General features: G+C 55.4%; 10 protein-coding genes and 1 pseudogene. 2 read left to right on the top strand and 9 right to left on the bottom strand.

Features of this window, described 5'->3' with window-relative positions; all coding sequences use genetic code 11:
• The 7 genes from EN879_RS00180 to EN879_RS00150 form a co-directional block, all read right to left on the bottom strand.
• Nucleotides 1–135 (bottom strand): NAD(P)-binding protein (locus tag EN879_RS00180; RefSeq protein ID WP_141245433.1); only part of this gene is annotated, 135 nt, incomplete at its 3' end.
• A 315-nt stretch (nt 136–450) separates the two neighbouring features.
• A complete protein-coding gene (locus EN879_RS00175) occupies nt 451–1,017 on the bottom strand; it encodes a GNAT family N-acetyltransferase (protein ID WP_158515808.1) in 567 nt (188 codons plus the stop codon).
• A gap of 390 nt (nt 1,018–1,407) precedes the next feature.
• Nucleotides 1,408–3,237 carry an IucA/IucC family siderophore biosynthesis protein gene (locus EN879_RS00170; protein WP_063169359.1) on the bottom strand — a complete coding sequence of 610 codons (1,830 nt, stop codon included), beginning with the start codon at nt 3,235–3,237 and terminating at the stop codon, nt 1,408–1,410.
• A gap of 463 nt (nt 3,238–3,700) precedes the next feature.
• Nucleotides 3,701–5,002, bottom strand: a complete 1,302-nt coding sequence (ectB, locus tag EN879_RS00165) for a diaminobutyrate--2-oxoglutarate transaminase (RefSeq protein ID WP_063169360.1) — start codon at nt 5,000–5,002, stop codon at nt 3,701–3,703.
• A gap of 166 nt (nt 5,003–5,168) precedes the next feature.
• Complete coding sequence (locus EN879_RS00160) at nt 5,169–6,008, bottom strand: hypothetical protein (protein WP_063169361.1); 840 nt, start codon at nt 6,006–6,008, stop codon at nt 5,169–5,171.
• Nucleotides 6,001–7,257 (bottom strand): diaminobutyrate--2-oxoglutarate transaminase, encoded by a 1,257-nt coding sequence (gene ectB / locus EN879_RS00155; RefSeq protein WP_063169362.1) that lies wholly within the window; start codon nt 7,255–7,257, stop codon nt 6,001–6,003. Before ectB (EN879_RS00155) ends, EN879_RS00160 begins: the two co-directional genes overlap by 8 nt.
• Nucleotides 7,258–8,321: 1,064 nt before the next feature.
• A complete protein-coding gene (locus EN879_RS00150; protein WP_224571099.1) occupies nt 8,322–9,038 on the bottom strand; it encodes an SPASM domain-containing protein in 717 nt (238 codons plus the stop codon).
• Nucleotides 9,039–9,757: 719 nt separating this feature from the next.
• Between EN879_RS00150 and EN879_RS00145 the strand changes: the two are divergent.
• Nucleotides 9,758–9,993, top strand: a pseudogene (locus EN879_RS00145) (transposase); the annotation flags it as partial.
• Nucleotides 9,994–10,009: 16 nt separating this feature from the next.
• Here EN879_RS00145 and EN879_RS00140 read toward each other — a convergent pair.
• Nucleotides 10,010–10,756 (bottom strand): LuxR family transcriptional regulator, encoded by a 747-nt coding sequence (locus EN879_RS00140; protein ID WP_063169365.1) that lies wholly within the window; start codon nt 10,754–10,756, stop codon nt 10,010–10,012.
• Between the two features lie 354 nt (nt 10,757–11,110).
• Nucleotides 11,111–11,413 carry a hypothetical protein gene (locus EN879_RS38775; RefSeq protein ID WP_127262113.1) on the bottom strand — a complete coding sequence of 101 codons (303 nt, stop codon included), beginning with the start codon at nt 11,411–11,413 and terminating at the stop codon, nt 11,111–11,113.
• Between EN879_RS38775 and EN879_RS00135 the strand changes: the two genes are divergently transcribed.
• Complete coding sequence (locus EN879_RS00135; protein ID WP_063169366.1) at nt 11,393–13,195, top strand: ABC transporter ATP-binding protein; 1,803 nt, start codon at nt 11,393–11,395, stop codon at nt 13,193–13,195. The genes EN879_RS38775 and EN879_RS00135 overlap by 21 nt on opposite strands.
• The last annotated feature ends 102 nt before the right edge of the window (nt 13,196–13,297 follow it).

Below are 13,297 nucleotides of genomic sequence, written 5' to 3'. Positions count from 1 at the left end.
GGCATTCGGCGGCGTATCAGGGCCAGCTTCAATGAGCAGCACGCGAGCGCCATAGGCGGAGAGCCTGCTCGCCATCACGCATCCAGAGGAGCCACCACCCACGACGATATAATCGAAAACCACGCAACTCCCCATCAAGGTACCAAGTGTGATGGGCTTCTTCAGCAAAGCGCTCCTCCTACCGCCTGAGATATGGTCACTTACGGCGCGGCAGCTCCACATCATGCCGTCTGTAACGGAGCGATTTGATCGCCAAATCGGTCGAGGGCATGCCCGAAGCGAGACCGAGCGACCCATCTGAACTATCTCTGAACCGACAAGCTCTCAATTCCAGGGCACATGCATCTCCGGACACGCCGGTGCGTCGGTGTGAATGATTGCAAGTTCGTAGGGCGAGAGCAGCGCTCGCCTACGGTTTCTTGCATCACCGTCTTCCGAGAAACAATGATACTAACAAGAGATAACGACGACTTTTTCGATTTTTACAGCAGTCAAGACTGTCACTTCAAAATATCGCATAACTACGTTATTGTAGACCCGGTCTCTTACATAGCGAAGGCCTACTTTCGGTGCTTTCCGAAGCGAACGCGTGTTCGTTGGGCGAATGAATGAAGTGACCTTCTCGAGCGTTAGGTTCTCGAAAGCAAACTGGATCGCTGCCCTGCCGGCCTCTGCGGCGATCCCCTTACCGGAAGACGCAAGGTGGAGGCACGATACGGTTTCCACATTAGTGGGATCTTCGGGCAGATACGGGCCACTGTACATCAATCCACAGTAGCCTGCGAATTTTCCGACTTGGCCTTCGCCTTTTACGAACACCATCCATAAGCCGAAACCATTGCTCTGCCAATGATGGATGAACTGTTGTAGTTTAGCTTTCGATTGCTCTCGGGTCGGATAGACTCCATCCCACATGGCATTTACCACAAATGGATCGCTATGAAGCTCATGTAGAAGAAGCTCGTCGCTATGCGACGGTGGCCTTAGGATTAGGCGCGGCGTTTCTAGAATGTACATGAGAAGCTCCCTTCTAGCCATAAGTTAGAGCCGCACTTACCTCCAACGCGGCCATGATCTCCTAGCATGAGCGTCAAGGCCGCAGTGCTTGATTGAAGGCGTTCGACGAGGTTTATGCTTAAGGTAGCGAGGTCTACACAAATCAAGCTTTGGGCGCCTAACCGTGTCAGTGTTGACGGCACCTGGAAAGCCGGCCCGAAGGCGATAAAAAAATTAGGCGCCTCCTTTCAGAATGGAAGCAGGCGACGCGCTGGTGAGCGGGCGCCTGATACGCGCAACATGCTGCGGCGGCGTTTACGCAAGGGGTTGCTTACCCCAAGGGGGGGGTATGGTATTGGCCCAAAACCGGCTAACTACATTGTTCATTTAAAATACGCGCCTCCTTCAAGCTTAACCTGCACTGGTCACTTTGCGAATGCCCGCCAGTGGGTTCTTCAGCGTGCCGACGGTGTGCAGGTATTCTCCCGGATCACCGAAGTCCACCATTTGCTGGTTTTTTTGTATCTGCAGTCGATTCATACATCGTCGCAGAAATTCTGGAGCGAATAGGTCATGCTGCCTGTATTTTTCGTCATATTCCGGATGTTTCGTCTGGTAGCCAAGGATGGACTCGCTTACGAGCTGCCAGAAGTGTGTCGACGGAAAATCAAGATGTTCTTCGAGTGTTACAGCCAAGTAACGAAAGAAGCAGTCGAAAACGTCGGTGAAAATGAAGTCGTGCTTCATGTCGCGATTTACTTGAATGCAGATCCTCTTAATCTCCTCCGGCACGTTGAGATCTCCGCCTAGAATACGAAGCTCCTCGCCAATGTCTTTCATGATAACTCGCGTCGGAGCGTGATCTTTCATAACTAGAATTATATTTTCTCCATGTGCCATAAACGCTAGATCGTAAGCATAAAAGCAGTGGAGAAGCGGCGCCAGATAAGATTCAAAATAGCGGCGTAGCCAAGCGGCGGCGTCTAACCCCGAGGCATTGATGAGGGCTGTCACGAGTGCTTCACCATTGTAATCGACATGAAGCAGCGACGCCATTGTCATCAGACGTTCCCCTTCTTTCAACTGCCGAAGGGGGCTTTCCCTCCACAGCGCAGAAAGCATCTGCTTGTAAGGGGAGTCCTTCTTGAGGGCGGTGTTGAAACAACGATTGCGATAGCCAATCGTCGCGACCTCGCGAAGGATGCTGAAGCCGTTGGCGGCTAAATAGGAGTCACTGTCGAGCAAATTCTTCAACCATTCGTTGATGGCGGGCGTCGCCAGCATGTGTGTCGGTGACAAGCCGCGCATAAACCCCATGTTAAGTATCGACAGCGCCGTTTTCACGTACCGTTTATGCGGATCGCTTATATTGAAAAGTGTGCGGATCGATTGCTGGGCATGATATATGTCCTTCCCCTGGCCTAGGCAGACAATGTGCCGGTTGGCGATATCCGCCGCGAAGATAGTTGAGAGCCGATTGAACCATTGCCAAGGATGCGCTGGCATATAGATGTAATCGGTCGAGTTTAGTCCCTTTTGACGCAACGCTGCGTCGAACTGTTCCAGCGCCTGTCGACCGAGTTCCTCGTGCATGAGAAGGTCGTAGTCGAGCGTTGAAATGGACTTAAACGTTGCCATTTCTTTATGGACGGCCAGCCATATGAGTCTTATCGAACTGCCCACCTCCGGCGCATAGCGACTATAGTCGAGCGCGTCAAAGCCAATGCGACCGTTATTCGCGATAAAGGTCGGGTGGCCCTCCGTCATGCCAGCCTCAACGATCTGGTAATCGGCAAAAGCCAGTTCTGCGGCGGATATCTCTGTTTTGGCCTGCTTGTACGCGCTGCCATACAGCGTGCTGCTGATCTCCTGCAGGTAAACCGGCATCATCTCTTCCTTTATGCCAAGATGGCGGCTGAACTCAATAACAAAATCAAGCGCATCCAGGGGGGCCGGCCTGCCCTCAATCCTTTTCTCCAGAGAGCCGGCGTCCACTTGCCAGTGATCTAGCAGGAGGCGCCGAGCCTGGAACCAATACTCCAACCCAGGGGTCTCGCTTTCCAGCACATACTTCCCCCAGTCGCCTTCCATTCGCTGGAGTCGAGGAGCAATTAGCAACTCGTGTGCAAATTCGCTGATTGCTTTACGGATAAGGAGCCGGTTGGCCTTTGCCCATAAATGCGGTTTCAAATGCTGCGTTACGCGTTCGGCTAGGCTTATCTCATCGTCTCGGGCTGTCATATCACTCACGATCTCAACTCCTTCAGAACGTAACGGTGTAAGGTTCGCGAACGCGCCTTACACTCGTCTCGCCAAACTTCGACGTCGCACAAAATCCGTTCTATTTTTCATCAGAAAGGATAAGAAATACCGGACCTCTTATACAAGTTAATTTCTAATGTGTTGTGTACCGTTCGTCTTCGCTCGTGATAAACCAGCAATATTACCATCTTACTTATATAATATATTAGAATACCGGTTTCACCGGCCCTGGACGTCGTCCTTCATCTTGCAACGAGCAAGAAGTGTGTATTGATTTGCACATGCCGTACTGTCGTTCGATCACGTCAAGCGGTCGGTGTCCATTGTTTGAGCTCTCCGAGTGTCCATTTTTGCTGTCCGTCTCCATACAATCGCATACGTCTAAAGCGGAATTTCCTTTGCTTGATAAGCCCAGACTGGGTAGGGGGGACTGAGTGAATGCCTACTCCGCTGAAATGCTGTCCTGCACCGCGCCAATGCTGTCGCGTACGATCGACAGACCACGGCGCAGTTCAGCCTCGGTTATGGTAAGGGCTGTCATGAACTTGAGCACCTCACCATACGAGCCAGCGATCTCGATCACCAAGCCGCGACGAAAAGCTTCCCGGGAAATGAGCCCCGGCAATGAGTGGTGCTTTGGTGATACGAGTCCATACATCAAGCCGCGGCCTCGGACATTCAGAGCAAGGCTGGGGAAGTCGTCTGCGATCGACTTGAGTTCTTGAGCCAAGATGGCTGATTTGCGAGCAATCTCATCTTCAAACTTGGAGTCGGACCAGTAAGTCTCAAGGGCCGCACGAGCAGTGACGAAAGCATAGTTGTTGCCCCTGAACGTGCCGGTGTGCGCACCCGGCGTCCAGACATCAAGTTCAGGCTTCATGAGGACAAGGGCCATAGGCGTTCCAATTGCAGACAACGACTTTGACAGGGTAACGATGTCCGGCACGATCTCAGCCGCCTCGAAACTGAAGAATTTCCCTGTGCGACCGACACCAGCCTGAATATCATCGAGGATCATCAGGATCTCGTGCCGAGAGGTCAGATCACGCAGCCGTTGCAGCCATTCAACGGTAGCAGCATTGACACCGCCTTCGCCCTGCACTGCTTCTAGGATCACCGCAGCGGGTTTGCCGAGACCACTGCTAGGATCATCGAGAAGCTTCTCGAAATACTCGATCGTGTCTGAAGCGCCGAGATAGCCCTCGTACGGCAACGATGTCACGTGCGCGAGGGGAAAGCCGACAGCATCTCGGAACTTCGTGTTTCCGGTTGCCGCCAACGCCCCAGCGCTGACTCCGTGAAACGAGTTCGTAAACGAAACGATGTTTGACCTGCCGGTCACTTGGCGAGCTAGCTTCAGAGCCGCCTCGACCGCGTTCGTACCTGTGGGGCCAGTAAATTGCAATTTATAAGACAGACCGCGGGGCTTCAAAATAAACTGCTCAAAAGCTTCGATGAAGGCCTTCTTGGCGGTCGTAGCAAGGTCGAGCCCGTGCACAATTCCGTCGCGCGCAATGTAGTCCAACAACGCCCGCGTGAAGGCTGGGTTGTTGTGCCCGTAATTCAAGGCTCCCGCGCCTCCCAAGAAGTCGATGTATTCCCGACCGTCTGTAGCTATGAGGGCAGTGCCGACGCCTCGATCGAACAGAACTGGGAACGCACGGACGTAGCTCCGCACCTCAGACTCAAGACGATCAAAGATCGCGAGGCTTACATCGTTTGTAGGAGTAAACTGCTTCTTCATAGGGCGAGTCCTGAATTGTAGCCTGCAAAGGCATCAGCCCAAACTGTCTGGCGAAGGCCATTTCAATCGGTTCGAGGTTCGGCTTGTATGACGGCAGCATGAGCAGTCACACGCCTGGCCACGCCAACTCACGGCCCAAGCCAGTCGATCGCTGCGAGGTCCAACGTCACGTCCACCAGAGAACAAGATCAGGCCGCGCAAATCCGAAAAAGCAATTCAGCACTAGGCGACGCTTTCCGTCGCCTAATTGACCGGTAACCCCGTGAACGAAGCCGCCATCGATTAGGGCGATATCCCCGGTTTTGAGCTCGAACTCGCGGCAAGGGACGGCTTCCAGATAGGCTGCCGAATAGGGATATCCAGTGGTCTCCACACCTTGCGATATCCGGTCCGCAACCGTCGGCTTGTGGCTCCAGAGCTTCAGATTGCCGCCTTCCTCAGGCATGCTGGGATAGAGGTTGAGCGCTGCGACCGTATTGTGCGCCACCGCAGAAAGCTCGTAATCATCGCCAGCACGTAAGACTTGAGCGACGTCGTCGTGGGGATCCAAGGAAAATGTGCCTGTGCCCGACCAACTGAGGCCGCGACAAACATTGGCCTGGCCGTGTTCGGAACGGGCTAGCCGCAATTCGATTCCCTGGTTGTGAAGCTCTCGCTTCAACGCCCTGAATACTGCTCGAACCGGGTCAACCAAATTCTTAAAAAGGGCATCGACGTACGGCCGCGCGTTTTCGGCGTCTGCGAAATAGGTGGCTGCATCCTTCCTGTAGTGAGATGCGCCGACATATTGTCCGGGCACACCATCTTTACGCTCTCTGAGACCAGAGCTTCCAATAAAGTTCGTAGTGATCTCCTCGGCTACTTCGGTGCTGAAAGCTTGCTTGATGTGCAGAGCGGTGAGCTCACCTTTCAGGACCGAGATGATCTCCGCCGTGTTGATCGACCCGGTCCGTTCTTTGATCGAAACCGGCGAGATGGCTGGCACTTGAGATATCTGACTAGGCATTGTCTTGCTCCTGTAGTGCGTGTTCAAGGATGGTGATGCCACGATCGAGTTCGGCATCGGTGATGGTTATCGGTGGGAGGACTTTGATAACGTCGCGATTTGGCCCCGAGGATTCGATAAGAAGGCCATTTTCGAATGCGACATCGTGCACGCGGCCGACAACTGCCGGTGAACGGCATTTCAGGCCGGCCATCAGACCGCGGCCGCGCTTCTGTTCGATGTATCTTGGAAATTTCGCAACCAGGCGATCGAGGTGCGTTTGCAGCCTGACGGCTGTCCGCTCGACACCTGCAGTAAATTTCCTATCCGACCACATCTTGCACATGGCTCCTGCCGTCACGAAGGCGAAATTGTTGCCTCTGAAGGTCCCGCTATGTTCTCCGGGCTTCCATATGTCCAAGTCGGGTCGAATCAGAACGATGGACAACGGACTACCTGAACCGCTTAGGGACTTGGAAAGACACACAATATCCGGTTCGATTTTCGCGGACTCGAATGAGAAGAAATCGCCAGTTCGGCCCGCACCCGCCTGAATATCGTCGACGATAAAAACAATGCCGTGCGTACGGCAAATGCGCTGAATTTCCGTGAGCCAAGCTGCGGATGCGGCGTTCATGCCGCCTTCGGCCTGGATGGTCTCCAGAATGATTGCGGCAGGCTTTTCTATGCCGCTCCCCGGGTCGCTCAAAACGCTGTCGATGTAACTGGCGGAATCGAAAGCTTGGCTCGGATAGCCGTCATAGGGAACACGGATCACATCGTGGCGAGCGACGCCTCCCAGTTCCCTGGTTGAGGCCGAGCCCGACACCGCTAGAGAGCCGAGCGACATGCCGTGGAACGCATTCGTAAAGGCCATGACGCTCGAGCGGCCGGTGTATTTTCGCGCCAGCGCCAGCGCCGCTTCGTTGGCGTTCGTGCCGGTCGGCCCGGGAAACTGAATCTTGTACGAAAGGCCTCTGGGTTTCAGGATCCAATCGACGAACCCTTCAATGAAGTCACGCTTTGCCGCCGTATGCATATCAAGCGACAGAAGAATGTTCTCACCGACGAGATATTCAATCGCTGGCGCCATAATATCCGGATTGTTGTGCCCGTAGTTGAGTGCGCCGGAACCCACCAGGAAATCGATAAAGGGCTTACCCGTCTCGTCCCAGATCGTCGCCCCAAGGGCCTTCGTAAAGACGGTGGGGAACGCCCGGCAATAACGACGAACGTTAGATTCATGAGCCGTGAAAGCGTCGGTGTCCATATCAAGTCCTCTGCACATAGTCTTTCAAAGAAGAGAGCTGTTTAATGGCTAGTGGTTTGCGGCAGATGTTCGTCGCTTAACGTTGAAGCAGAATGCCGGAGGCAGCTTTGTTTGGTCTGGGTTTGGTCTGGTGATGCCGGCATCCTCATCAAATATTGTTGGGTTGCGTTGCCCTCCATTCGGATGCTTTCGAATGTGCTGCAACAGGATGGCTTCTAAAGCTTCCGCGAAAGCATCGCTACTATGGCATCAGGTAGTTGACGTACCCACCCTTCGCTGCCCATAGCGCTCCGGACAAATGAATGAGTCCAAGGAGATCAGCAGGGTCGCGTCGCCAGAGGTTGTGTCGCTCGGCGGTAGCGAAGCCGCTCGCGAGCGCGCTCCTCAATAGCGCCGTAGCGAGCGAGCGGCTTCGCGGCGGTCATCAATATTCGCCGTTCAACCTCGGGCTGCGGACACCAACCTGATTCAAGAAACTATTTGATGACCGATGACACAGCGAAAGCCACGCTCTCTTTGAGAAGAATGCGGATTCCGATCTCTTGCGCGATGACTGGCCCGAGCCGCCGGATCAAGAGGGCGGGGCCGCCGTGGACCCCCTTGACGGAAAGCCCGTTCGTAGGCCAGGCGGAAGCAACCGGGAGACGCGCTGGCGAAGGGCCGCATCGGTTTCGAGAACGTCCACTACCGCGACGGCAACCATCCCCGGCCGCAGCTGGGCTGCTGCCTTCAGGCGAGTCGAAAAGGAGATCGTCCGGGAGGGTGAAGGCGTTGACGAGGTGAGCCGTGAGTAAGCAATCAAGCTCTGATCGGGATCGACTAACACTGTTTCCATCCGACCGATGGTTGACCTGTGATCGGCGTTACCTCAAGCTAGGCAGGCCGACAAGCTCGGTTGGAAGGCGAAGACCTTTCGATGAGCTCGTCTCCGAAATGCTCGAGGCCCACTGCCGCGCCTACAGGAACATACTGGCGTAACGTGAAAACACGATGGCGTCGCGGGCAGGTGCATCTGTCGTGGGGCCATCCGCACTGCCAGGCACGCCCTCTCGGCCGGCATGCACTCAGGTCCGGTCGTTTGGGTCGGCGAATTCACACATCCTGCAAAGCAGAAAACCATCTGCTCCATTCATGCGGTCGACGATTTCGCGAAAAACTGGCTTTTCAAACAGAGCGGAGTAACCCTCATATAGAAGGTTGCCCAATACGTGACGCCGTTCAAAATCCATAGAGCACAGGGTAACGTCGCCGTTTGGAAGAAGAACATTCCGATACTGTCGTGCGTCCACGCAGGTTAGGGCTCCGACCACTGGCTGACGTGGTGCAACGATCTTAGGGTCGACGCTTCCACCCCTACTGCTCACCGGCCGCGCTTTTATCAGGGCTTCGGTAGGAATAATGTCGGCTATATCTGGGTGGGGCTCGCCCAAGGCCACGAATCGGATCAAGGGGATGTCCGCGTCGACGAGTTGACGAACCAGATCGCGATACTTGTCTCCGACCAGGCGGCTGTTCATGTAGGTGCCGTCATCGAAAACATGGACCACGAATACGCCCAAGCGCAAGGCTTGCAATCGCTGCAGGTCCTGCCCGTTCATTCCCACCAGCGTCGTAAAAATCCTGATGCCATGGCCTTTGGCGAAGGCGTGCTCCACCATTTCGGTACAGTCCGGATTGAGCCAAGGTTCGGAGTATCCCGCAAAACCAATGTCGACGGAAGTCGGTACGCGGGCCAGACACCGCTTGAAATCTTCAAGATCCAGATGACTCGCATGAGACACTTTTCTTTGCCGGACCGCGAACTTGTCCTGGGGACAATATGAACATCCTACGACGCATCCCGTGGTCGTCGTTATCTCCAAAACCCTGCCGGCTGTGTTTGCTGAGCGAAGTTCCGGTAAAATCACTGGTGATTACTCCCATCTACTTCCTGCGAAGCGCCACGATGGTGTGCGTGTGCCTTTGGCTTTCTGATACCGCCTGCTGATCTACCGAGGCAACGCAGACATCTACCCTTTTTGGCAGCCTAAGCCGCCCGGTTCACCGATTTGCCGGGCCGACCCTTCACAAACTTCCAGCGCGTCGGACCAGAGACAGCATTGCATCTTTCGAGGCATCACTCGCTCCGGAGATGTAGCCTCAACCGTTGGTCGCTGGCCCGTCGCCGAGATGCGCGCGCAGCACCCTCGAACCCGCCGGAGAGAAGCTTTCTGGATGCCGTCGATCATCCTTCATCGAGCGAGTTCCGTGTTCTCATGCGGGTCAGCCCTCACACTATATTGCCGCACATCGACCAGCAAAGGCCGAGCTAGTGCGCCTGGCGCGCAGTTACTGCGAGATAGGCTTCGAAAAGCCCGACAGGGCTAAGACGCTCCGCTGTATTGAACCCGAAATGTTTTCTGACAGCTGTCAGATTTTGGACACACATCACTCATCGTCAGTCGCTTAATACGGATGGTAATTTCTTCCAGGAATCGGTGACATTGAACACCACCCTGTCATGACCGCCCAATCTCAGCGAAGCGAACTCAGCATCGCCACCAGGACCAAGCCTGAAGATAAATCCGCCGTAGCAGCGTCAACGACATTTTGCTTTCGAAGCCGGATGGATTGCACGAGGTGATTCGCGCCGTGATGCAGGAGGTGCTCGAGGCCGAGATGGACGAGGCGCTGGGTGCTTCGAAGAGCGAGCGCACGCCGGAGCGTCTCGGCTATCACGCGCGCTACTACGGGCGGAGAACTAGCTGCGCACCTACGGCGGTTGGATAATCCCAAGGTTCAAAGCTTTTACAACAGCTACCGTTCTGCTGGTCGCATCCAACTTCCGCATTACATTTTTTAAATGGAAATCTATCGTATTTCGTGATCTGCCTAAAATAGTTCCTATTTCCCAAGATGATTTTCCTTGTGACACCAAATCAATGCACTCTATTTCTCTCGGAGACAGGTTATGAGCTCGTTCCGACGCAGTCGTAGTGTCGAACTTCGTAACCATCCGATGAAACCGCAGCGCGGCCATTTGCAGGTAGGTGATCGCTCTATTCTGCAATTCGCAGTCCGAGGATTGAGCAAAACTCACAAACCTAAAGCTGCCACCAGGGCCATGTAATGGGACGGTAACGCCTGACCTCAAGCCGAATGTTGCTGCTTCGTCCAAGACGCGGCGTCCATCTTCAGTTATGTTTTCATCAGTATACACCTCGCTCCATCGAAAGGGTCCCGCCTCCTTTCGACCTTTCTTGATGAGGGGGTCTATTTTGGCATAGCCCATTCTCGAGTAGCGCTCCTGCCATTCAGCAGGATAATTCCACATCACCACAGAACCCTCCCGGTTCGGCTTGAAAGCCCTCTCTGATGCGAGCGGCCCATAGGCAATCCACGGGCAATCGAAATTCAGCGCAAACGCAGACAACAGTTCGAACAACTGTTCGGATTGAGCGACATCATCAGTCATCTTGAGGAATAGGTCTAACTCCACCGCAATCCGCCGGAGTTCCATGATGTCTCCTTCATTGCGTTCTCATTGGTGCACAGTTTGCTCCAACCCAGCCTCGCAACATCCGAAGTCAACGGGACTCGAGCCGGAGTTCCTTCCGCCACCTGGAGTACCCTCAAGAGTCGTGCCAGCTTGCGAGCGAAGCTTCTCCTTCAGGTCGTCAATCGACGGGGGAGGTACCCAGGAGGCGAACCGACAGCACTGTGTCGGGGAGCGCACAATCCGACAGTCGAGCATTCGATTGACGGAATATGGGCAGGAAAGTATTCGCGGCGCGCTTTTGAAATCAGCACCTAAGTGCCGGGCCTGAGAAAGCTGCATTGCAACTGTACTTATTTGATCGAGGCAAGAACAAGCTCAAAATTCAATCGATACATCGACCTTCTTTTCCAATCTCCCGAGTTGAGCAGCCGTAGCAATCGTATCGACTGGATGGCGGCTGACTTTCTCCAGGCTCGGTAACCTGCTGAATTTGTCCTTCGGATGTTCCCGCTCAGTTGGCACGACTTTTGAACTCACCGTCGTGAGGCGGCAAGAGCTGCCCGCCAAAATTGATGCTGTTATGGGGGAGGTCGAAATTCCAGTTTTGTCTTTTATCGTCTTTGGGACCGAGCGTGTTGATGCGCCCGCTTGGAAACTATGAGACGTTTCCCCGTCCATGGGCGCGGCGCCACTTGTCGCGACGTTTTCGCCTTCACTGTTCGCCTCTGGAACAGGCAGCCGGCCCGGCTCGCGATCATCATGACCGCGATGCTCGCCTCCACGCTGGCTGACGTGTTGATGCCGCTCTATTCTGGCCGACTCATCGACGCTGTTTCTCGTGCTGCTAATGCGGCAGCACCAGCTTCGGATTCAGCTGTTGCAGCATTCTCTGTACCGATTGCATTGGCACTCGGTGGCATTGCCATGCGCCACGTCGCCTTCATTGGCCTGAGCGACCTGGTGTTGAAAATGATTTCCGACGTCGCGACCGAAGCGTTCCATCATGTGCAGCGCTTTTCGACAGACTGGCATGCAAACAGCTTCGCCGGCTCGACAGTGCGCAAGATAACGCGCGGCATGTGGGCGCTCGACCTCCTCAACAGCACGATACTCGTCACGCTGCTCCCGTCGTTTGTCATCTTGATCGGCTCGACGGTGCTGCTCGGCTGGCACTGGCCGGTCATGGGCGTGATCTTTGCTTGCGGCTCTCTCGTCTACCTTGCGTTTTCGATTTCGCTGTCGCTCGGCTATGTCGCGCCAGCGGCGAGCCTTGCCAACCGATGGGACACAAGGCTCAGCGGCGCGCTTGCGGACGCGGTCAGTTGCAACGCTGTGGTCAAGGGCTTCGGCGCAGAGGTTCGCGAAGACGAGCGGCTTGCAAATATCATGACGAAATGGCGGCACCGCGCGCGCCGGAGCTGGGTGCGCGGAACGATCATCGGCTCAACCCAAGGCGTAACTTTGGTTGCGCTCAGGGTGGCGGTGGTCGGATATGCCCTGCTTCTGTGGTCGCATGGACAGGCAACGCCGGGCGAGATAGCATATGTTCTCACGTCCTTCATCGTCCTGCAGGGCTATCTGCGTGATGCCGGCATGCATGTCCGCAACGTGCAGCACTCGGTTAATGATATGGAAGAACTGGTGGCCATCCACAATCAGCAGGTGGATGTTGCCGATCGTCCAGAGGCCAAGCCGATCCGGATCACGAACGGCCGTATCGATTTCGAGAACGTCCACTTCCGCTACGCCAACCATCCCCTGCCGCTCTATAGCGAATGTTCGCTGTCGATTGAAGCTGGCGAAAGGGTTGGGTTGGTTGGACCCTCCGGTTCCGGCAAGACAACATTCGTGAAGCTGATCCAGAGACTCTACGACCTGAGCGGCGGCCGGATCCTGATAGACGGTCAGGACGTCTCGGAGGTGACCCAAGAGTCCCTTCGTTCGCAGATCGCGATCGTGCAGCAGGAGCCGATCCTGTTTCACAGGTCGCTTGCCGAGAACATCGCCTATGGCCGGCCTGGCGCGAGCCAGGCCGAGATCGAGCAAGCGGCACGACTGGCAAGTGCCCACGAATTCATCGCGCCCCTGCCGAAGGGCTATGGGACATTGGTCGGCGAAAGGGGTTTGAAGCTCTCCGGCGGCGAGCGCCAGCGCGTGGCGATCGCGCGCGCCTTCCTCGCGAACGCGCCGATCCTTATTCTGGACGAGGCCACATCGAGCCTCGATTCGGAATCCGAGGTGCTCATTCAACAAGCGGTGGATCGGTTGATGGTGGGCCGAACCACACTCGTCATCGCACACCGGCTGTCGACGGTCCGCTCGCTCGATCGGCTGCTCGTCTTCGACCGTGGCCGCATCATGGAGGACGGCGATCATGCCGCCCTGATCAATCTCGATGGTGGCATTTACCGCCGCCTCTTCGAACGGCAGGCGTTGGAACTCGCGAAGGGCCTGGCCTGATCGCTAAACCGGCTTGCGCGATGCGCCGAGCCGTTGCCGGAGAGGGGTGTGGCAGTGACGAGCGGCGGGCGTTAGGCGGCAAAACCAGCACGGCCGGAACTG

This window comes from Mesorhizobium sp. M7A.F.Ca.AU.002.02.1.1 (genome assembly GCF_003998535.1).
GTDB classification, from domain to species: Bacteria; Pseudomonadota; Alphaproteobacteria; order Rhizobiales; family Rhizobiaceae; genus Mesorhizobium; species Mesorhizobium ciceri.
This window is presented reverse-complemented; position numbering and strand designations above follow the sequence as displayed.

What these genes read in the sequence shown, in the direction of transcription:
- EN879_RS00175 (WP_158515808.1), bottom strand. Translation starts at nt 1,017, where the DNA reads ATGTACATTCTAGAAACGCCGCGCCTAATCCTAAGGCCACCGTCGCAT.
- EN879_RS00170 (WP_063169359.1), bottom strand. Translation starts at nt 3,237, where the DNA reads ATGACAGCCCGAGACGATGAGATAAGCCTAGCCGAACGCGTAACGCAG.
- ectB (WP_063169360.1), bottom strand. Translation starts at nt 5,002, where the DNA reads ATGAAGAAGCAGTTTACTCCTACAAACGATGTAAGCCTCGCGATCTTT.
- EN879_RS00160 (WP_063169361.1), bottom strand. Translation starts at nt 6,008, where the DNA reads ATGCCTAGTCAGATATCTCAAGTGCCAGCCATCTCGCCGGTTTCGATC.
- ectB (WP_063169362.1), bottom strand. Translation starts at nt 7,257, where the DNA reads ATGGACACCGACGCTTTCACGGCTCATGAATCTAACGTTCGTCGTTAT.
- EN879_RS00140 (WP_063169365.1), bottom strand. Translation starts at nt 10,756, where the DNA reads ATGGAACTCCGGCGGATTGCGGTGGAGTTAGACCTATTCCTCAAGATG.
- EN879_RS00135 (WP_063169366.1), top strand. Translation starts at nt 11,393, where the DNA reads ATGAGACGTTTCCCCGTCCATGGGCGCGGCGCCACTTGTCGCGACGTT.
- EN879_RS38775 (WP_127262113.1), bottom strand. Translation starts at nt 11,413, where the DNA reads ATGGACGGGGAAACGTCTCATAGTTTCCAAGCGGGCGCATCAACACGC.